The organism is Desulfofustis glycolicus DSM 9705 (genome assembly GCF_900130015.1).
In the GTDB taxonomy this organism is placed as follows: Bacteria; Desulfobacterota; Desulfobulbia; order Desulfobulbales; family Desulfocapsaceae; genus Desulfofustis; species Desulfofustis glycolicus.
In genome coordinates this window covers 77,452-96,382 of the sequence record NZ_FQXS01000019.1, presented here as the reverse complement: position 1 = coordinate 96,382, position 18,931 = coordinate 77,452, and the positions used below count along the sequence as shown (strand labels likewise).

General features: G+C 59.7%; 21 protein-coding genes and 1 riboswitch. Of the genes, 8 read left to right on the top strand and 13 right to left on the bottom strand.

Annotated features, from left to right (window positions below):
* Positions 1-15: 15 nt before the first annotated feature.
* The 12 genes from BUC26_RS15090 to gspF all read right to left on the bottom strand — a co-directional run bounded on the left by BUC26_RS15090 (position 16) and on the right by gspF (position 12,020).
* Positions 16-1,044: a polysaccharide biosynthesis/export family protein gene (locus BUC26_RS15090; protein ID WP_073377433.1), complete on the bottom strand. Its 1,029-nt coding sequence runs from the start codon at positions 1,042-1,044 to the stop codon at positions 16-18.
* Between the two features lie 187 nt (positions 1,045-1,231).
* Complete coding sequence (locus tag BUC26_RS15085) at positions 1,232-1,963, bottom strand: hypothetical protein (protein ID WP_073377431.1); 732 nt, start codon at positions 1,961-1,963, stop codon at positions 1,232-1,234.
* A 206-nt stretch (positions 1,964-2,169) separates the two neighbouring features.
* Positions 2,170-2,907: a type II secretion system protein N gene (locus tag BUC26_RS15080; RefSeq protein WP_073377430.1), complete on the bottom strand. Its 738-nt coding sequence runs from the start codon at positions 2,905-2,907 to the stop codon at positions 2,170-2,172.
* Between the two features lie 72 nt (positions 2,908-2,979).
* Complete coding sequence (gspM, locus tag BUC26_RS15075) at positions 2,980-3,555, bottom strand: type II secretion system protein GspM (protein WP_073377429.1); 576 nt, start codon at positions 3,553-3,555, stop codon at positions 2,980-2,982.
* A complete protein-coding gene (gspL, locus tag BUC26_RS15070) occupies positions 3,555-5,069 on the bottom strand; it encodes a type II secretion system protein GspL (protein ID WP_073377427.1) in 1,515 nt (504 codons plus the stop codon). The genes gspM and gspL overlap by 1 nt, the downstream gene beginning before the upstream one ends.
* A gap of 3 nt (positions 5,070-5,072) precedes the next feature.
* Positions 5,073-6,098, bottom strand: coding sequence for a type II secretion system minor pseudopilin GspK (gspK, locus tag BUC26_RS15065; RefSeq protein WP_073377426.1), 1,026 nt, complete (start codon positions 6,096-6,098; stop codon positions 5,073-5,075).
* A 1-nt stretch (position 6,099) separates the two neighbouring features.
* A complete protein-coding gene (locus tag BUC26_RS15060; protein ID WP_073377425.1) occupies positions 6,100-6,783 on the bottom strand; it encodes a PulJ/GspJ family protein in 684 nt (227 codons plus the stop codon).
* A complete protein-coding gene (locus BUC26_RS15055) occupies positions 6,780-7,187 on the bottom strand; it encodes a type IV pilus modification PilV family protein (RefSeq protein WP_073377423.1) in 408 nt (135 codons plus the stop codon). Before BUC26_RS15055 ends, BUC26_RS15060 begins: the two co-directional genes overlap by 4 nt.
* Complete coding sequence (locus BUC26_RS15050) at positions 7,184-7,765, bottom strand: pilus assembly FimT family protein (protein WP_073377422.1); 582 nt, start codon at positions 7,763-7,765, stop codon at positions 7,184-7,186. The genes BUC26_RS15055 and BUC26_RS15050 overlap by 4 nt, the downstream gene beginning before the upstream one ends.
* A 6-nt stretch (positions 7,766-7,771) precedes the next feature.
* The gene (gene gspG, locus BUC26_RS15045) at positions 7,772-8,254 is read right to left on the bottom strand and encodes a type II secretion system major pseudopilin GspG (protein ID WP_073377421.1); all 483 of its coding nucleotides are present in this window, start codon (positions 8,252-8,254) and stop codon (positions 7,772-7,774) included.
* A complete protein-coding gene (locus tag BUC26_RS15040) occupies positions 8,251-10,665 on the bottom strand; it encodes a delta-60 repeat domain-containing protein (protein ID WP_073377419.1) in 2,415 nt (804 codons plus the stop codon). The genes gspG and BUC26_RS15040 overlap by 4 nt, the downstream gene beginning before the upstream one ends.
* A gap of 128 nt (positions 10,666-10,793) precedes the next feature.
* A complete protein-coding gene (gene gspF / locus BUC26_RS15035) occupies positions 10,794-12,020 on the bottom strand; it encodes a type II secretion system inner membrane protein GspF (protein WP_073377418.1) in 1,227 nt (408 codons plus the stop codon).
* Between the two features lie 309 nt (positions 12,021-12,329).
* On the opposite strand from gspF, the gene BUC26_RS15030 reads away from it, so the two are divergent.
* Positions 12,330-12,605 carry a hypothetical protein gene (locus tag BUC26_RS15030; protein WP_073377417.1) on the top strand — a complete coding sequence of 92 codons (276 nt, stop codon included), beginning with the start codon at positions 12,330-12,332 and terminating at the stop codon, positions 12,603-12,605.
* Positions 12,602-12,790 (top strand): hypothetical protein, encoded by a 189-nt coding sequence (locus tag BUC26_RS15025; RefSeq protein WP_073377416.1) that lies wholly within the window; start codon positions 12,602-12,604, stop codon positions 12,788-12,790. The genes BUC26_RS15030 and BUC26_RS15025 overlap by 4 nt, the downstream gene beginning before the upstream one ends.
* 89 nt (positions 12,791-12,879) lie before the next feature.
* Here BUC26_RS15025 and BUC26_RS15020 read toward each other — a convergent pair whose 3' ends face one another.
* Positions 12,880-14,196 (bottom strand): DUF945 family protein, encoded by a 1,317-nt coding sequence (locus BUC26_RS15020; protein WP_073377414.1) that lies wholly within the window; start codon positions 14,194-14,196, stop codon positions 12,880-12,882.
* Positions 14,197-14,430: 234 nt separating this feature from the next.
* Positions 14,431-14,524, top strand: a riboswitch (TPP riboswitch).
* A gap of 144 nt (positions 14,525-14,668) precedes the next feature.
* On the opposite strand from BUC26_RS15020, the gene thiM reads away from it, so the two are divergent.
* From thiM to BUC26_RS14990, 6 genes are all read left to right on the top strand, one after another.
* Positions 14,669-15,475, top strand: coding sequence for a hydroxyethylthiazole kinase (gene thiM, locus BUC26_RS15015; RefSeq protein WP_073377413.1), 807 nt, complete (start codon positions 14,669-14,671; stop codon positions 15,473-15,475).
* Positions 15,472-16,113 carry a thiamine phosphate synthase gene (gene thiE / locus BUC26_RS15010; RefSeq protein ID WP_073377411.1) on the top strand — a complete coding sequence of 214 codons (642 nt, stop codon included), beginning with the start codon at positions 15,472-15,474 and terminating at the stop codon, positions 16,111-16,113. The genes thiM and thiE overlap by 4 nt, the downstream gene beginning before the upstream one ends.
* Positions 16,110-16,850, top strand: coding sequence for an ABC transporter ATP-binding protein (locus tag BUC26_RS15005; RefSeq protein ID WP_143166034.1), 741 nt, complete (start codon positions 16,110-16,112; stop codon positions 16,848-16,850). The genes thiE and BUC26_RS15005 overlap by 4 nt, the downstream gene beginning before the upstream one ends.
* Entirely contained in the window at positions 16,847-17,605 is a 759-nt protein-coding gene (locus tag BUC26_RS15000; RefSeq protein WP_073377409.1) for an ABC transporter permease, read from the top strand. Before BUC26_RS15005 ends, BUC26_RS15000 begins: the two co-directional genes overlap by 4 nt.
* Positions 17,598-18,548 carry an ABC transporter substrate-binding protein gene (locus BUC26_RS14995; protein WP_073377407.1) on the top strand — a complete coding sequence of 317 codons (951 nt, stop codon included), beginning with the start codon at positions 17,598-17,600 and terminating at the stop codon, positions 18,546-18,548. The genes BUC26_RS15000 and BUC26_RS14995 overlap by 8 nt, the downstream gene beginning before the upstream one ends.
* A gap of 135 nt (positions 18,549-18,683) precedes the next feature.
* A complete protein-coding gene (locus BUC26_RS14990) occupies positions 18,684-18,863 on the top strand; it encodes a hypothetical protein (RefSeq protein WP_073377406.1) in 180 nt (59 codons plus the stop codon).
* Positions 18,864-18,931: the final 68 nt, after the last annotated feature.

The following is an 18,931-nucleotide window of genomic DNA, read 5'->3' as shown; positions in this document are numbered from 1 at the left end:
AAGGGACGTGTGCGCCTAGTTGCCCGGATTCCTGAAACTGACTCCGGTACCCATGAAACCAAGGGTAAAACCGGCGCCGGAAAACAATTTACCACTGGCACTCGATTCAGCATAGATGATGTCCTGATCCTTCAGCATCAACGTATCACCGACACCGGCCTGCAGATCGGTATAACTGAGACTGACTACCTGCCGCTCCTGGCCCCGTCCCATATAACGGATCAGCTTGATCTTGTCGTCATCGGCCCAGCCGGCCAGGCCGCCGGCCAGCGAGATGGCTTCGGTGATAGTCATATTGCTGGTGATCGGGTAGGTGCCCGGTTTGCGCACGGCGCCGTCGACGAAGCAATTGCCCGACTCGGGGACGAAGATGACGTCACTGCCGAGAATCGGGTAGTTGTAGGCCATGTTGCCGTTTTTTACCAGATCGTCGAGATCGACCATATAGTAAGCGCTCTCGCCACTCCGAGGATCCTCTCTCGTGATATAGGCGATCGAGCCGGCATTGTCGGCCAGGCCGCTGCCCATGGCAAGCACGTCGAGCAGGCGGCGCCGGGAAACATATTCGTAGGTTCCCGGTTTACCGACGGCACCGACCAGGGTGATCTGCTTGCTCATGTGCTCCTTGATATAAATGGAGACATGGGGGTCGTGCAGGTAGTTTTCCCGGTACAGGTCCTCGATTTTCTGCTCCGCTTCGGCGGCGGTCATGTTCAGGACATTGACGTCCTTGAGCAAGGGGAGGTTGACAATACCGCGCGAGGAAACCCGCACCTCGGTGTGCAACTCTTCGGACTCAAACACCTTGATAGACAGCAGATCGCCGGGGCCAAGCAGATAATCGCCGCCTTCCGGTCCGGCCTTGATCACGGGCGGTGCTTCGGAGGCCTTGATCTTGGTCTTTGCCTCTTCCTCTTTCTGGAACTCTGATGACTCGCGGAATTGCTCCAAGCTTGTTGTTTCTTTAAAGCGTTCTTCACCACCGCAGGCCGATAAAACGACAGCGGTCACCAAGCAACAGAACAACAAAAGACTTCGTTTCATACTGTAATGATCTCGTGATCGGGCCGCTGAAACCACGCGGATCAAGGATTGATCATCGGGTCGGCGGCTGATGAACCGGAGTTGACGATACGATTAAAACATAAAAAGGGTTACCCCGCACAAGAATCAGGATAACCCTTCATGGTGTTCAACAACGAGCCAACCAGGAACTCGGGCTGGCCGATAATCAGGAGCTCGGGCTGGCCGTTGTGGTTTTGGTTTTTTTCACCGTCGGTGAAGGAGTCGGTGTTGGCGTCGGGGTCGGGGCCGGTCCCGGAGCGCCACCGCCGGAATCGCCACTGTCATTGGCGATCAGCAAAGCAGTGGCCAAAGCGCCGCCGCCAAGCAGGATCAGTCCCAAGGTCGAGTCACCATCCTGGCTGCCCGGTGCCACTGCCAGTACGATTTTATGATCGGCATCGACGGTTTTCATGCCATCGGCTGTGGCGAAGACCATGCGCCCCTCGGTGACGGAGATCTCTGTCTTGCCGGAAGCATCAACCACGACCGACCCTTTCACAACCGGATTACTGTCGGCGTTGAAAACGACTTCGGCAACGGTGTAAGTGCCCTGGGGGGTATAGAAGGCGATCTTGCGGGCGTTGCTGGTAATGACGTAATCGACACTGCCTTCCTGGACATACAAGTTGAAGGTGCTGTCGTCATTGGTAACTGCCATTTTCGACTGATCCTTAGCTACCAGCGAGATCCCTTCCGACTTGAGCATGCACTTGCCGTCACAGACCAGCAGTGCCCCGTCTTCCACCGGGTTCTGGCCGCTCAGCTTGCCGGCCAGCGTCTCGTTTTTATACACGGAGATATCGCCGTAACCAACGCTGCCACCGGCAAATGCCATCGGGGCCGTTGCCAGCGAGATAACCGCTGCCAGGGCGGCCGCTTTTTTCATGATTTTCTTCATCTCTCACTCCTCAAGTGATTTTATCTGCCGGACCACATACTGCATGTATCATTCTTCTGGCAAGGCTACCTAACCACACTGCTCCAGTCAAGTACTTTTTTGTAATTCTCTGGCTGAATTTCCTTGAAATATCGGGCCACCAGCAAATAATGTCATTAATTTTGCATCGTTCAATACCGTACGGGAGCCAATCATCCCCTGACAAACTATTTGCGGATCGGGCGAAGCAGTTGCGTACTGCCCTTGCGGGGGATGATGACTCTTGACCCGGTAGTCGGTTTGACGACCTGAGGTTGCGGCGGCTGTTCAACGGCTGCAGGCTCGGAGCCGACAGGACGGCCGATCACCTCCTCGATGGTGGTGACCGGCATCACCGGCGGCTCCGGGGGAGGTACGTTAACCTGGCGCGCCTGGGAGATATCGAGCATCTCGTCTCTGCCGTCGATATTGAGGATGACCTTGCCGCGCATGATATCTTTGACAGCCGCCTGCTGTATATAATCACCCTGCTGGTAGAGGTCCTGCCGGCCATTGGTTTTATCGTAGATGATGGCCCGTTGGTCCTCTTCGATACCGGCTGTTACCGTGCCCATCAGGACCACATCGAGTGACGAGAGTTCCATACCCTCAAGCGGGTCCTGCTGCTGAGGATTGGGACCATCGCCTACTCGCGAGCCAAACAGGTTGCGGCTGGTGATGACCGAGATGTCGGGATCGATCGGGGTTTGTTCTAATTCAGTGGTGGTGGGCCCGGTCGGTGGCTGGCTTTGTGGTGTTGGTTGCTCCGGTGCCGGTTGTTCTACGGTTAGGTGCTCTTTTGGGCGTATAGAGGTATCGAGAAGATAGTAAAAGCCCTCCACCGCCCCGATGCACAGCAGGGTGATGATCAGCAGCGTGCTGATTGGGATGATGAAGGAGGTTTTTGTTGCGGTTGGTTTGTTCATACTATTTCAAAAAGCGAGAAAAGCGGGGTCAGGCTTGACTTGTTGACAAATTGCGTGCAATTTGTCAACAAGTCAAGCCTGACCCCAGGTTACGATCGTTACGACAACGTCCAGCAGGTCTGGCTGCTGGCTGCTTTGCTGGATGGCAATTCGTTTGGTGACGACGACGTTTTCCACCGATTCCACCCGGGTCATAAAATCAACCAGTCGTTCCAGGGTTACCATGTCTATTTCCATCTCGACAGCGGACTCTCGGAAACCATCCTCGAATTCCTTGGTCGACGGTTTCATCGAGGTTACTCGGTCCCTGATGCCGGCCTCGGAGGCCTTGGTTTCGAGGTAGCTGAACAGGCTGAACGAGGCGGGACGCTGCTCGATCTGCCGGGTGATGCCGCCCTGGCGAATCTTGAGTTCCCGGTAGTCCTGTTGCAGCAGGGCCATATCGAGCGCTTCCTGTTTCTTTCTGGCCAGCGAACTCTCCAGTGCCGACCGGGCGCCGAGATAGGGCACGATAATACCCTGGATAATGATGAACCCGGCGACGAACACGATACCGGCCAGCAAGAACCATTTCTCCCGTTTCTCCAGGCGGTTAAAACCGCTCTTCAGTCGGAGACGGGACAGCTGAGCGCGAATCGAGCCGGTCATCAGAGCACGTTGAGGTCGAGTTTGAGTTCGAAGCGAACGAGCTGCTCCTTTTGCGACATATTGGCCGAACCGATGCTGACCTCCGAGTAGAGCGGCGATTGCTCCAGCGCCTGCTTCATCACGTCGACGGTGTTGAAGGTGTCGGTGAGGCCACGAATCCTGATGGTCTTGCGGTCATAGACAAAGCGCTCGAACGAGACCTTCAGCGACGGCTCGATCCGCCCGGAGATATCGGCGAGCAGTTTGACAATGCTCACCGAAGGGTCATGCCCGGTGCCGATAGTAGCCGTCTCCCTCAGTTCATTGACTTTGACCTGCAGCTCCTTGAGAGGATCGGGGCCGGGGCGGGCGTCGGGCAGCGTCGCCTCGTAGAGCGAGGCGATGAGCTTGGTCTGCTCTGCCAGTTGCTGCTTTTTGGTCTGATAGTCAAATACCTGGGAGAAGACGGCCACGCAGAGCAGCGCCGCCACAGCCAGCGCTCCGAACTTAAGCGGTCGCGACAGCCCGCCGCCCTGCCGGGCAAACTCGCCGGTCCTCAGATTGAGCCGCTCCCGATCTTTCGGCAGGCAACAGGCGAGCGCCAGGGCCTGATCGAGGGACCCCTGCGGCCACGGGCCGTCCAGTTTATTCTGATTGTCGATCTCGACAAAGGGCAGCCAGGCGGTGTCGAAGACATCGGCTTGGAGTTCCTGGGCGAGGACATAGCGCAGTTGCTGCTGGGCGGGTGTCGAACCGATCAAGCCGATCGACGGTTCGCGTCGCTGTGTATCAGGGACCTGGAGCGCTAGCAGGGTGTTGGCGATGTCGATGGCTAGGCGTTTGGCGGCGGATGGAAAAGCGGGGTCAGGCTTGACAAGTGGACTTTCTCCTTGAGAAAGTCCACTTGTCAAGCCTGACCCCTTGGTTGCTCCCAAGCCTGACCCCAAGATCCGGATGGCGCGGATGGTGCGTTTTTGCAGCAGGATCAGCAGCGAGCGATGGGAGGTTAGGTGGAGCAGGACGCCGTCGTCCGGGGCGGTCTGGTGTTTACGGCAGATCAGCTGTGCTGCGGGAATGCCGGTTACCGTGACCAGTTCCGGGTCGAGGCCGTGGGTAAGCAGCAGATCGAGCCAGGTGCGCATCGTCTCTTTCTTGACCAGGACCGCGACGACATCGGTACCCCCGTCTTCAGCGGCTTCGAGCAAGCAGTCGAAGACGAAATCTTCGTCGCTGGTGGAGCTGCTGTCTTCAAGCTCGTAGGGCAGGACGCTGCGCACCTTTTTCTGATCGCTAAACGGCAGGTGCAACAGGCGGTAATGAAAATGCGACGCGCCGAAGGATACCAGGCACCGTTTGCCGCGTGCCCCGCAACGGTCGAGCACTTCGGCCAGGGCCGTCCCCAGGTCGGTATCACCATTAAGCTGCCGGAAATGCGTTGCCAGGATCGCCGGCGCCGAGCGCTTGCCTTCGCTGTAGAGCACACCACCAACAGCGTCATCGCTGATATCGAGAGCCAGTATCGATGTGTCGGCCATGAATTAGTCGATCCTGAAAGAGAGAATTTCCATTTCCTGCTCGTTTTCTCGCCGGATGACCGTCTCGGCTATCATCCGCGCATCCCGGTAGACGGCCTCGGAGATGATCCGGAAAAAGCTGCCGCCGGTCGTCAACAATTGCTGATCGAGGACGATATCTCCAGGCCAGCCGGGTATCGTTTGGTACCAGGAGACATCGGCCAAAAGTTCTTCGTTTTCCGGCTCTCGCCGGAAGGCCTCGATCAGTTCCGCCTCCATATCGCCGAGGCGCTCGTCCAGGGCGAGCAGTAGCTCGACCGGGGCGGTATTGATATTAATCTGCCGGCCGTCACCATGCACTGTAATATACTCTGCCAGCGCGCTCATTTCATCATTTCCGTAGAGCAGCTCGGCGGTGATTCCTTTGACCAACAGCAACTCGTCGATGAATTCGACTTCGGTGTTGGCGGCCCCGTAAGGTTTCTCCAGCGACTCGTAGTAACTGCTTTCTGCCCCATAAGGTGACTCGTTGTCATCGCTGTCCAGCCAGTCAACCAGGCTGTCGACGATTTCCCGGGCCTGGCCTTCGTCCTCGATGGCAAAGCGACCGCTGAGCAGCAGCCGCTGCAGCATGTCGCGCAAGTGCTCCGGCGTGCTCCCCTGCCCTTCACCACCGCCGCCGGAAGGCACGAGGCCGTTGATCGGTAATCGGCCGTCGAGGTTTTCAATGGTCAACTGCAACTCGGTATCGCCGCCGAGGATGGTCAGCGATTCCGCACCGATCAGGGCCCACGGCTCGAGGAGCGAATCGACCTCACCGCCCACCCGGTCGGCCCGCAGCACCGCGATGCCGATATCGGTGCCGGACTGGACGGCCGCTGCGAGCACGGCGCGATCCTGATAATGGGACGACTCGACCAGGGCAGTGCGCATCGACCGCCCGAACTGGACGATAACAACCGTCAGCAGACTGATCACCGAAACGACGAGCAGCAGCGCGATCCCCCGGTTGCTTCGGGGCGGATATGTCAGCGCGGAACGGCCGACCATCTTACGTCCCCTCGAAGGTCAGCTGCGCCGGGCGCAGATAGACCGCGGCCGGGTAGCGCTCACCCTCGACCCCCTCGCCGGCCGGGTCGGCAAAGACCAGTTCCAGCTTGACCATCTCCGGGAACCGTTCGTCTTTTTCCTGCTGCTCGGCGGTACCGGAACTGCTGTCCCATTCGTCTCGCTCTTCCATGCCCCGGAAATAGCTAACCTCGACATCGCCAAGCCCCCGGCACAGCACTGTCTTGACACCTTCAACGTCATCATATTCATCCTGGCCCGGTAGGATCGGCGATTCCGATCGGAGCAAAACAGCCGTGTCCTCATCATCGTCCTGTAGATAAAAACGAATCAGGGTCAACGGCAGCGGCGGTTGCGAGGGATCGAACACGAGCCGGGTGGTCGACAGAAATTCGAGAAACGGCTCGTCACCTCGGTAATCGATGGATCGGCCGATCAGATAGCCGCGTTCGCCGCGATACAGACCCGCCAGATCGTGGTTGATCCGCTCCAGGGCCACCTGGATCCGATCGTTGTGCGCCATCTTCTCTTCGACCCGATCAACCACGGAGATCATCGCCCCGTAGAGAGCGTAAACGATGGAGACGGCAATGGCAAACAGGCTGATGGCAATCAGCACCTCGAGCAGCGTAAAGCCGGTTGGCCGGCCGATGGCGCCGCTTCTCATAGCCGCCCGCCTTTGACGACAACGCGCTGCAAGGTAAAGATCCGGTTATCGTCCGTCCGCTGCACCGTCACCGCGATGCGCCGCAGCTGCCCTGTGGTATCGGCCAGCAACTCCGTGTCGCCGACGTCGAGATCATCGATTTCCACGTCCCAGCTATAGCCGGGAAACTGCTCGCCGAAGTCGCCGGAAGAGACGGCCGGCAGGTCATCTTCGGCAATGATTTCTGCTAATTTCACGCGGGCCAGCAACGCCGATCGGGCAGAAAAATCGGCCTGCTCGGCGGCCAGCATGCTCTGGCTCTGACTGCCGAGCAAGGTGGTCAAGGCAATGGCCAGGATGGCGATGGCCACCATCACCTCGAGCAAGGTGAACCCTCTGTTCGGCAGGGTACAGCCGCGGCTCATTGGAACTCCCTGTCGTCCGGAACGATGACCTGGTCGGTCACCTCAACCGCCGGCAGAAACGGCGAAACCCGCAAGCCGACGGCCTCGTCGCCGTCGCTCAGATTGATGATCGACGGCTCCATCAGGCCGCGCCGATTGATCCAGAGGACCGCTGTTCCGGTCGTCACCCGTTCATCGTCGGCAGCGAAGATGGATTCGATCGCCACCGGTTCCGACACGGTGATCGACAAAACCGGCCCGTCCTCGGTATCGTCTGCATCCCCGTCTGTCTCTTCCCCCTCGGTGGTTCGGGTCGGAACGGGGCAGAACAGCTTGATCGCTCCACCTTCGATGTCAAGCTCGAGATAGCAGCCGAGATCACTGACGGCGGCGCGCTGCCGCGCCTCTCGGATCAGGGTGATCAGCTGGCGGGCCGCCTTTTTGAGAGGGTCGTCGAGAATCGTAGCCCGGAAGCGCGGGATGGAAAAGGCCAGCATGATCGACAACAACACCAACACGACCATCAGCTCGATCAACGTAAAGCCTCGCCGGCAATCATCTGCGCTGTCGGCGTGGCCGGGATGCAACAAGATCGGCAAAGCGGGTTATTCCAACTCCCAGTTGTTGATGTCGGCGTTATCCCCCTCGCCGCCGGCCACCCCGTCCGCCCCGTAGGAGCTGAGGTCGAAATCGCCGTTGAGACCGGGGCTGAGATAGACGAAATCGTTCCCCCACGGGTCCTTGGGTACCCGTCGCGCGTCGAGGTAGCCGCCGTCGCGCCATTTCGGCGGCAGTCTGCCGCTGGATGGCGGTTCGACCAGGGCCTGGAGTCCCTGTTCGGTGGTCGGGTAGACACTGTTATCGAGTTTGTACATCTTCAAACCGGTCTCCAGTCCGCCGATCTGCAGCGCCGCTTTGGTCCGCCGCGCCTCTTCCGGCCGGCCCATGATCTTTGGTCCGACATAGCCGGCCAGGATGCCGATGATGATCAGCACCACCAGCAACTCGATCAGGGTAAAACCCTTCGAGGGCCCGACCAACAACCGGCGGTGAAACCGGGAACACTCTTTTTTAACGCTTTCTTTCATGGCATCCAGATGCGCACACGATTGCGTGCGGGTTGATAGGAACGATGCAGCCACCAGGCAACGAGCAGATACGGCCCGACCACCGGCAGATATACAAGCAGCAGCGCGCCGGCCGCCAGCGGCAGCAGCAGCCATAGTGCGGCAAGGCGCAGCAGCGGTATGGCGGCGACCAACTCGGCAAGCGGCGGCGAGACTTGGTAGTAAACAGTAATCAGGGACTGTCCCCAGGCAAAGGGCTTGAGGTAGCGATCCCGAAACAGGCGCAGCGCCCTGACCGCGACATGATCGATCGAACCGAAGGCCGCCGTGGCGATAAAACAGGCGTCGTCGGTCTTGAAAAACAGCTCGTTGCCGTAGATAACCGATCCGTCGGACAGCACAGCATAGGCGCGGACGTAGTAGACGGTCTGCGGATTGACCTGCTCGATCTCGCTGGTAAAGACGCCAGCACCGCTACCGTCCTCGGTCTGCCCTTTCTTGACCAGGTAATCGTCGAACAACAGCAGGTTGCCGGAACCAAGTGGATTGGCGTCGGTCAGGTCCCCTGTTGCGTCTCCACCATCCTGATCATCGCCGGAAGTGTCACCGGCATCGACGCCATCTCCATCATCGTCTCCGCCACTATCTTCACCATCCGACGTGGCGTCCCCATCGGTGTAGACAGGGCCGGGCGTGACCGAATAGACCACGCCGCGCTGCGTTACCGTTGGGATCGCACAACTCTCGACACAAGCATCGGCGCAACTGACAGTCTCGGTTGTCGACTCGGTACCGGGATCGGTATCATCATCGACAGTGGGATCGCTGTCCGTTCCGGCATCAGTCCCGGCGTCGGTGCCGGAGTCTGTTGTCCCGTCTTCGGGGCAGGCGGCCTGGCAGACGGCAATGCACGTTTCGGTATCGACTGCCAATTGGGTGATGGCACCGCCGGTCAGCGCGCCGACCCGTGTGATAACGGTGATCGGTGTGGTCTCGATGGCATAATAGGTGGAATAGACCGGTGCCGTCTCCCGGGCATCGTCGGCGGTCTGATCGTCTGCGGCGGCATAACCGGCAACCATGATGGCCGTTTCGCCTTCGGTGCCGGAGGAGCCGGCCGTGTAGACGGTGCCATCGGCCTGGGCAGTGATCGCATAGCTGACCTCGTCGCTGCCTGCGACCGCGGTGGTCAACAGATCGGCCTGTTGCGGAGAGCGAGCGGAGAGGGCCGCTGCTTCGGAAAAGGCGCCCTCCTCCACTGCCAACTGAGAGACGACAATCGGTGTCTCATCCTTGGGAGCCGTGGGCGACTCAGGCGTCGCCAGCAGCGCGAGACTGGTATCAAAGGTCAGAATAATCGTGTCCTTTTCACCTTCGAGTTGGCGATATCCGGCCGCAACTACGGTATTGTCGGGCATTACGGCAACCGCATAAGCGGCGCTATCCTGGCCGAGGTCATGGACGAGCAGCCCATCGTCGGATAAGGTTAGGTCCGGCTGGCCGTCGGCGGAAAACCGGCCGATCAGAACGCTCCACCGGCCATCAACCGCACCCACCTCACCGGCGATCACCAGAGAGCCGTCCTGCTGCAGCGCCAGATCGTGGCCGATGATCTGTTCCTCGCTGTTAAAGACAACGACCATGCCCTCGCTACCAAACGTGGCGTCCGGCTGTCCGTTAGTCAGACGAAGCAGCAGCAAGCCGTTTCTCTGCCCGTCATCCGTGGCAAAGCCGCAGGCCAGCAGGTTGCCGGCATCGTCCGCCGTCACCGCGTGCAGAACTCCGGAAACCGTCTCGACGCGTTGCAGACCACCATCGCCGAACTCCTGATCTGGCGAACCGTCCGGTGAAAAGCGTGCAACCAGCGGCTGGGCGGTCTCGCCGGATACGACGGAACCGACGGCGGCGATCTTCCCGTCGGTCATCAGGTGGATATCCTGAAACTGCGTATCCACTCCGCCGACCGGGGCAACGGCAACACCCTGCTCACCGAAGCGGTAATCGAGCTGCCCGTTGGCCAGAAGCTTGACCAGCACCGCCGATGTACGGTCATATTCGGTGATAAATCCGGCCAGGATCAGTGTGCCGTCGTCCAGCACCGTCAGAGCCTTGACACCATCATCACCGAGTTCCGGGCCGATCAGGCGGCCTGCCGAAAAGAGAAAATCGGGATCGACCTCGCCGCTGGGCAGATACCGCACCACGGCCATATCCCTATCGATACCGGTATCGGTCGAGCCGGCGACGACAATCCGGCCATCCTCCTGCACCGCTATCGCCGCCGCTTCGTCGCTGCCGAGACCAAGTTTGGTCAGGACCATGCCGTTTTGCCCGAAGTCACCATTGGGCGCCAGGTCTGCAAAAACCAAACCGGGCATACCGAGGACCGCACAGACCGTCATCGTCACCATCAACCGGCAGATTCTCATCATGGCTGGTTACCTCTCAACGGGGTTAAAAACCCCGTGATCTTATGTATATGAAAATCGGTTTCCTAAACCGGTTATGATTAAGATGCGCATTGTTCGGTTCGATTGCCCGCCCAGGAAGCGAGTTTCTGTTAGCCGATCATCTGATTCATTTCGAAGATCGGCAGTAGGATCGACAACACGATAAAGCCGACCGCAACGCCCATCGAGACGATCATCACCGGCTCGATCAGCGAGGTCATGCCGAGCACCGCCGACTCGACGTCGCGCTCGCTCGCTTCGGCCACCTTGCCCAGCATCTCCTCGAGTTGACCACTCGACTCACCGACAGCGACCATCTGCACGAACATCGGCGGGAACCAGGCCGAACCGGACAAGGCGGTGGCCATGCTCTTGCCCCTGTTGATATCCTCGATGGCCCGGTCAATCGTCGCGGAAACGTGGGTATTGTCGATGATCCGCTTGACGATCTCCAGTGACTGGATGATCTCCACACCGCTGCCGAGCAGGCTTTCCATGGTCGAAGAAAAGCGCGCCACCACGGCCTTGCGCACCACCGGGCCGAATACCGGAACTCTTAATTTTACCATATCCCAGATAGATTTGCCCGTTTTCCGCCGAACCAGCATTTTACCAGCGAAAAAAGTGCCAAGCAGCGCCACCACGAGCAGCCACCAATAATCTCGCAGCATTGAGCTCAGGCCGATCAACACCACCGTGGGCAGCGGCAAGACCTGGCCCATCTCATCGAATACCCGGGTAATATTGGGTACGATATAGGTGATCAGGATAAAGAGGATGCCGGCCCCGATCACGGCCATGAACAGCGGATAGATCAACGCCGCCCGCAGGCGCGCCTTGAGCGCTTCCTGCTTCTCGCTGAAATCGGCCAGCCGGGACAACACCCGGTCGAGCCCGCCCGAGGCCTCGCCGGCTCGCACCATATTGATATACATGTTGGGAAAAAGCCGGTTGAAACGCTGCATCGCCCGGCTCAGCGGCTCGCCCTCGCTCACCGACTCCTTGAGCTGCACCGTGACCCGCTTCAAGGCCGGGTTCTCGCACTGCTCGACGATGCTGCCGAGCGCCGCATCAAGCGGAATTCCGGCGCCGATCAAGGTGGCCAGCTGCCGGGTGAACAGGTGAATCTCGACCGGCTTGACCCGTTCGAACAAGTGCAGCCGGCCAAGCCCGCCGCCGTCCGCCTGGTCGATCCGTGCCTTGGTCAGCCGAATCGATACCGGATACTTCCCCTCACCGCGCAAACGTACACGTACCGCGGTCTCACTTTCGGCATCGACCACCCCTTTGCTCTTCTTCCCGTTTTCGAGCAGCGCTTCGTATTCGTAAACCGGCATAGACCAGCCTGGCAGGCACGATAACCGACAGGCACCGCGCCTCTATGAATGAATTGATGTATCGATCGGAAGCAGCCATGAACATAAGGCCACCTCATCTTAAAGCCTACCGGGGACCACCTGGAATTGCAAAGAAAAAAGCGGAGTTGAACAAGGAGAGGCGCCGCAGCAAAGCACCAGGAAGAATCTGGCCGGAGCAACCGGATAGAAACGTTTTTCATGACAAGAGGCAATTTACCCTTGATGAGCATTAACATGATCATTACAATGTAATTATAAGCAAGCGCCAACAACCAAGGAGATACAGCCATGACGGCAACTGCAGCTAAGACTGAGCGAATTACTATTTTGGGGACCCCACAATTCAAGGCGTTTCTGACCGGCGAAGCGAAACGAGAAGGGATCAGCGTTTCCGAGTTGATTCGCCGCCGATGCCAGCACAGGCAGCAGGAGCGAGACGAAGATCTGCTGCTGTCGTTGGCCGCAGAAGTGCGTACCGCCACCAAAAAGGCACAAAGTGCCTTGGACAAAGGGTTGCTCGATGCCGAGCAGGCACTTGCCGAACTGAGAAGAGGCGCGCCATGACGGCCATCAAAGACGTCATGACGGCTTTGAAAGAGGTGCTACTGCTGACCGAAAAAGTCACCAGGACCGGCGAAACGCTCTCCGAGGTCGCCCGGGAATTGCGGGAACACGATCGGCGACTGATCCGACTCGAGACGCTGGTAGACCTGGCTCGGTCGAAGAACAACCGACTCATCTCCGACTGAATGGCAGAAACGCTTTCGGGCTACCTCACAAAATGTCATTCCCGGCCGGCCTCTGGCCGCACCAGGGTGCGGAGCTTCAACTCCGTCTTTCAGTCAAGCACCACCTCAGCGCCGTTGAGGTAAAGTGCGCCATCACGAGTCTCCGCCCGGTGCACCAGCAGATCGCCGTCCCGCACGAAAAAACCGGTGGACATGGCCGGATGGAGCGGTGCCGTCAGCGGTGCCGGATCTTCGATGAGTGTGGCCGGCATGGTCAGGGCAGACTCCAGATCAAAGAACTGCAGAGCAAGGGACGGCTCGTTGGCCAGCGGCACGAGTTGCATGAAGCTCAGGTCGTCGCGCAGCCGGAAGGTCAGGTTGCCGTTGATATCGCCGGCGGGCATGGTGGCGGATAGCTCGGCTACCCGGATTTGAAGATCCTTTTTCAGCAATTGCTCGCCGGCGGCCAGCAACTGCATGCCGGTCATGGTCACCTTGTTTTTCAGGGCCTCGTTGTGATCGTCCCCGTGCGCTCCGAAATCGCTCAGCATACTGCCGGCCAACTCGCTGTAGGCTTCCATATAGCGCTCGTAACCGGCGGCATCGAGGTTGGTAACATCGAAGCGCAGCCGTGGACGCTTAATCGGCAGGTCTGCGTTACTCAACTCGTCGGCACTGAATTCGGTGTCAATGGCGATGAGCTGCTGCTTCTTGTCGAAATCGAGCCGGTAGGAGGCGCGCATCGCCTGGAAACCAACCGTCTCAGTCTGCTCCTCCATACGCCCTTGCTCGATTTCCAGCAGGAAATCACCCTCCCAGATATAGGTGGAGATCTTTTCCAGATCCGAAGTGAGGCGGACTCCAGTCAGATGAAAGAAATTTCCGGCGTTTATCTCCTGCAATGTCCCCGTGGTTTTAAACGAGACAAAAGAACTGTCGCTGGTCACGACCAGGTTGCCCGGCCCAATCCTGATGCGCTCCTCTTCGATAACCATGTCCACCGATGCCAGCGCGATGGTCGATTCGATGGCGCCACTGAGATGATAACGACTGGTGATGGTCAGCGGATCACCGCCGGCCTGGTTGGCGGCTACCAGCTCATCGTACCAGTGATTTTTTTCCAGACTCGTTTCGGAGACGATACCGGTCAACCGGTGCTTGGCCCGATCGATGAACCGTATCTCATCGATGCCGTAGACCGTGCTGAGCTGACCGAGCTTGAGTACCCACTCGATCTCCGATTTCAGGTAGCCCCGATGATAACGAACGATTTCCAGAGTGACGTCGGACCCCGAATCGGCATACAGGGCATTGGCCTGATCGTGGGCATCGCGGATAACCCGTTCCATGAGCAACCCGTTCACCAACGGGGCTGCGAGGATGACGACAACCACGATGACGAGTGCTATTCCGGTAAGTTTTTTCATTATTTTTCCCCTCAATAGTTGCAACACATAGCCGCGGATGATACCCCATTTCCGTCTCTCTTGCCATGGGAAAGCGGGAAAAGCGGGGTCAGAAGGAAAAGCGGGGTCAGGCTTGACTTGTTGACTTATTGCGTGCAATAAGTCAACAAGTCAAGCCTGACCCCATCGATTAACGTGACCCCATCGAGACCCCATTGACAAACGGCGGTTGGGGTACTAAAAGAGAATAAACCGCTTTGCGTGCAGGGGTGGCCGTGAGGGCCTGAGATAATACCCATTGAACCTGATCTGGTTAACACCAGCGTAGGGAATTGCAGCGTTCTTCGCTTTATCTCGCCTCATTTTCCCGTCTTGTTGTTTTCTTTTTGGCTTCCCCTTGCTCGTCGTTATTGAAAAAGCGGGGTCAGGCTTGACTTGTTGACTTGTTGCGCGCAACAAGTCAACAAGTCAAGCCTGACCCCGGGAGGTGTTTATGAACTTCAGTGAGCAGGCCGCAGAGAATCTGCGCAGAATCCAGGAAAACAAACCGCTTATTCACAATATCACCAATTTCGTGGTGATGAACTACACCGCTAACGTATTGCTGGCGGCCGGCGCCTCGCCGGTCATGGCGCACGCCGAGAACGAAGTCGAGGAGATGGTCGGCTTTGCCGGCGCGCTGGTGCTCAATATCGGCACATTGAGTGATGCTTGGCTGGCCTCGATGATCACGGCCGGCAAGGAGGCCACCAGGCGTGGCACACCGATCGTGCTCGACCCGGTCGGCTCGGGCGCCACTCGGCTGAGGACCGACGCGGCCAAGGCCATCCTGGCGCAGACTCGGGTGCGCATCGTCAGGGGCAATGCCTCGGAAATTTTATCGCTTGGCGACGCCGATGCCCAGACCAAGGGAGTCGACAGCGCCCACGGCGTCGACCAGGCCGCCGCCGGGGCCGCCGACTTGGCCCGCAGCCTCGATACCACACTGGCCATCACCGGACCGATCGACCTGGTGACCGATGGCCGGCGCATCATCCGGGTGGCCAACGGGCATCCGCTGATGCCCTTTGTCACCGGCACCGGCTGCAGCGCCTCGACCCTGGTCGGTGCCTTTGCCGCCGTCGACGACGACCCGGTCAGCGCGGCGGCAACGGCACTGGCCTTCTTCGGTCTCGCGGGCGAAAAGGCCGGCGCTGCGAGCAGCGGGCCGGGCTCTTTCATGATCGCCCTGCTCGACGCACTCTACCTGATCAGCCCGGACGAGTTGGAGGCGGGCTGCCGGATCAGCGACGAATCATGAAGAGCATTGATTATTCGCTTTACCTGGTGCTGGACCGGTCCCTGAGCCGCGGCCGGTCGCATGGCGACATCGTTGCCGCCGCCGTTGCCGGCGGCGTGAGTTGCGTGCAGCTACGCGAAAAGCAGTGCTCGACCCGGGAGTTTCTCGAACAGGCCCGAACCCTGATCTCCGTGCTGCGCCCCCGGGGCATCCCCCTGATCATCAACGATCGGCTCGATATCGCGCTGGCCGTCGGCGCCGACGGCGTCCATCTCGGCCAGGAAGACCTGCCGATCGATATGGCCCGCCGGCTGGCAGGAGAACAGATGATCATCGGCATCTCCGCCGAGACAGTGGAACACGCCGTCGCCGCCGAGCGGGCCGGCGCCGATTACATCGGCATCAGCCCGGTCTTTGCCACCGCCACCAAACAGGATCACTCGGCGCCGCTCGGGCTGGCCGGCATTGGCGTTATTCGTGCCCGCACGACCATCCCGTTGGTCGGGATCGGCGGCATCAACGCCGCCAACGCGGCCGCGATCCTGGCCGCCGGCGCTGACGGCGTCGCCGTGGTCTCGGCTATTGTCGCCGCCGACGATCCGGCTGCGGCCGCTCGTGCATTGCGGCGCTCCTGCAGGCCGGCCGAGTCCTGCCGATGATTCCGTCGGCCATCCATCTCGACGCTGTTTCCCTGACCTTTCGTGACGGCAGCCGCCTGTTCGACGGCCTGACGATGAATGTTGCCGCCGGCCGCTGCACCTGCCTGCTCGGTCCGAGCGGCTGCGGCAAGTCGACCCTGCTGCGTCTCATTTCCGGGGCAGCCGATTGTCATCTGGACGGGAGGTTGCGCTTCGATCCCGATCCGCCGGCTTCGGTGCGTTGTGCCTGGATGGGCCAGGACGACCTGCTGCTCCCCTGGTTTTCACTGCTCGATAACGTGCTGCTCGGCGCCCGGCTGCGGGGCACTCTCGATCGGGACCATACCGAACGGGCCCGAGAGCTGATCGCCGAGGCCGGACTGGCCGGCTACGAGCAGGCACTGCCCGCCGCCCTGTCGGGCGGTATGCGCCAGCGCGGCGCACTGCTGCGCACCCTGCTCGAAGAGCGGCCGATCATGCTGATGGACGAGCCGTTCTCGGCCCTGGACGCCCTGACCAGGATGCGGCTGCAAAATCTCTCCTGCCGCCTGACGACCGGCGCCACCGTAATGCTGGTAACCCACGATGTAATGGAGGCGCTTCGCATGGCCGACCGGATCATCGTGCTTGGCGGCACACCGGTCGCCATCAAGACCCAACTCGACTTGGCCGGCACGCCGCCACGGCGCCCCGGCGACCCGGAGATCATCCGTCATTACGAACCGTTGCTCGAGATTCTGCTCAGCGAGGCGCCATGATTACCGCCCGGCGCCTGATCATTATCGCTGCCGGCCTGATCGGGCTGTGGCAATTGGTGGTACTGGCAACCAAAGCGCCCCCATACATTCTTCCCGGGCCATGGCCGGTGCTACAGGCCGCCATCGCAAACGGTTCAACCCTGCTGCACCATCTGCAGACCACCGGCATCGAGATGGTCGCCGGCCTGCTGGTCGGCACCCTGCTCGGCACCTCCTGCGCGCTGGTCATGATCATCGCACCGCTGCTCAGGCGCTGGCTGTTGCCGGTGCTGGTGATCAGCCAGGCGGTGCCGGTCTTTGCCCTGGCCCCGCTGCTCGTGCTCTGGCTGGGATACGGCATGGCCTCGAAAATCGCGATGGCCGTGTTGATCATCTTTTTCCCGGTCGCCTCGTCATTCTACCAGGGAATGCGGCGCACCAACCGGGACCTGCTCGAGCTGGCCCGGATCATGGGCGCCCGGCCGGTCAACGTGCTGCGTTTTATCGTCATTCCGGCCGCGCTGCCGGCCTTTGCTTCAGGCTTACGGGTCGCCACCGCCGTCGCGCCGATCGGCGCCGTAGTCGGCGAGTGGGTCGGCTCCAGCGCCGGTCTCGGTTTCTACATGCTGCACGCCAATGCCCGGATGCAGGTCGATGTGATGTTTGCCGCGCTAGCCCTGCTTTCCGCCGTTTCCCTGGTCCTCTATTTTTCCGTCGATTATTTGCTCGACAAACTCATTTACTGGCAACCAACCCAAGGAGTTACCCATGAATAAACCACGACTGCTGATCATCGCCATCATCTGCCTGCTCTGGCCCGCCATAGCCGCCGGCCAGGACCGGGAAAAACTGACCGTCCTGCTGGACTGGTTCGTCAACCCCGATCACGCCCCGCTCTTCGTCGCTCAGGAGAAAGGTTTTTTCAGCAAACGCGGGCTTGACGTCCAGCTGATCGCCCCGTCCAACCCCAATGATCCGCCCAAACTGGTAGCCGCCGGCAAGGCCGATCTGGCCGTCTCCTACCAACACCAGCACCAGATGCAGGTCGACCAGGGGCTACCGCTGGTCCGCGTGGCCACCCTCATCGCCACCCCGCTCAACAGCCTGGTCGTGCTGGCCGACAGCGGTATAGACGATATCGCCGATCTGCGCGGCAAGACGGTGGGCTATTCGGTCGGCGGTTTTGAAACGGTGCTGCTTACGGTGATGCTCCAGCAGGTCGGCCTGCAGCTGAGTGATGTCAACCTGGTCAACGTCAACTTCTCGCTGTCTCCGTCCCTGCTTTCCGGCAAAGTGGACGGGGTGATCGGTGCTTTTCGCAACTTCGAGCTCAACCAGCTGGATCTCGAAGGACACCCGGGGCGGGCCTTTTTCGTCGAGGAGTTCGGCGTCCCCGCCTACGACGAGTTGATCGTCGTGGCCAATCGTGACGATTTGGACCGCCCGGAGTTGCGGGCCTTTGTCGATGCCCTCGAAGAGGGTGTTCAATACCTGGTCAACCATCCCGACGACAGCTGGCGACTCTTTATCGGCGAAGATCGGGGCGATCTCGACGACGAGCTCAATCGCCGAGCCTGGCGCGACACCCTGCCCCGCTTCGCCTTGCGGCCGGGCGCACTGGATCGATCACGCTACCTCCGCTTTGCCGCTTTTTTGCACGAACAAGAAATTATCGACGGGATTGCACCGCTGGCCGACTGGGCCGTTGAACTGGAGTGAGACCAGGCGCACCGTACCGAGAACCGACCTAAGGGGACCTTGAAAACGCTGGAGCGCTAATTAAGCTCTTGCTAAAAAGCTCATGATTTTGTAAAAAAGTCGGAAGGTTGTCGGAACAAGAAGAGTGAGGATTCTATGCGACCCGAAATCATTGAAGCAATTACGGCCAGCTGGAACGAAACCAGCAGCGATCGGCAGAAGACTTTGATCCGCAGCTACCTCGAGCAATACGGTACCGGCGAGAGCAGCTGCCCGTGGATGGAATACCTCTTTGACCAGCTGGAGATTACCGAACCGCAGATTTCCGTGGGCTGACAGCCCTCTTCCCGCATGACAGCACACGGCAGGTGATGTCGACAATCACCTGCCGCGCGTTCCGCCGA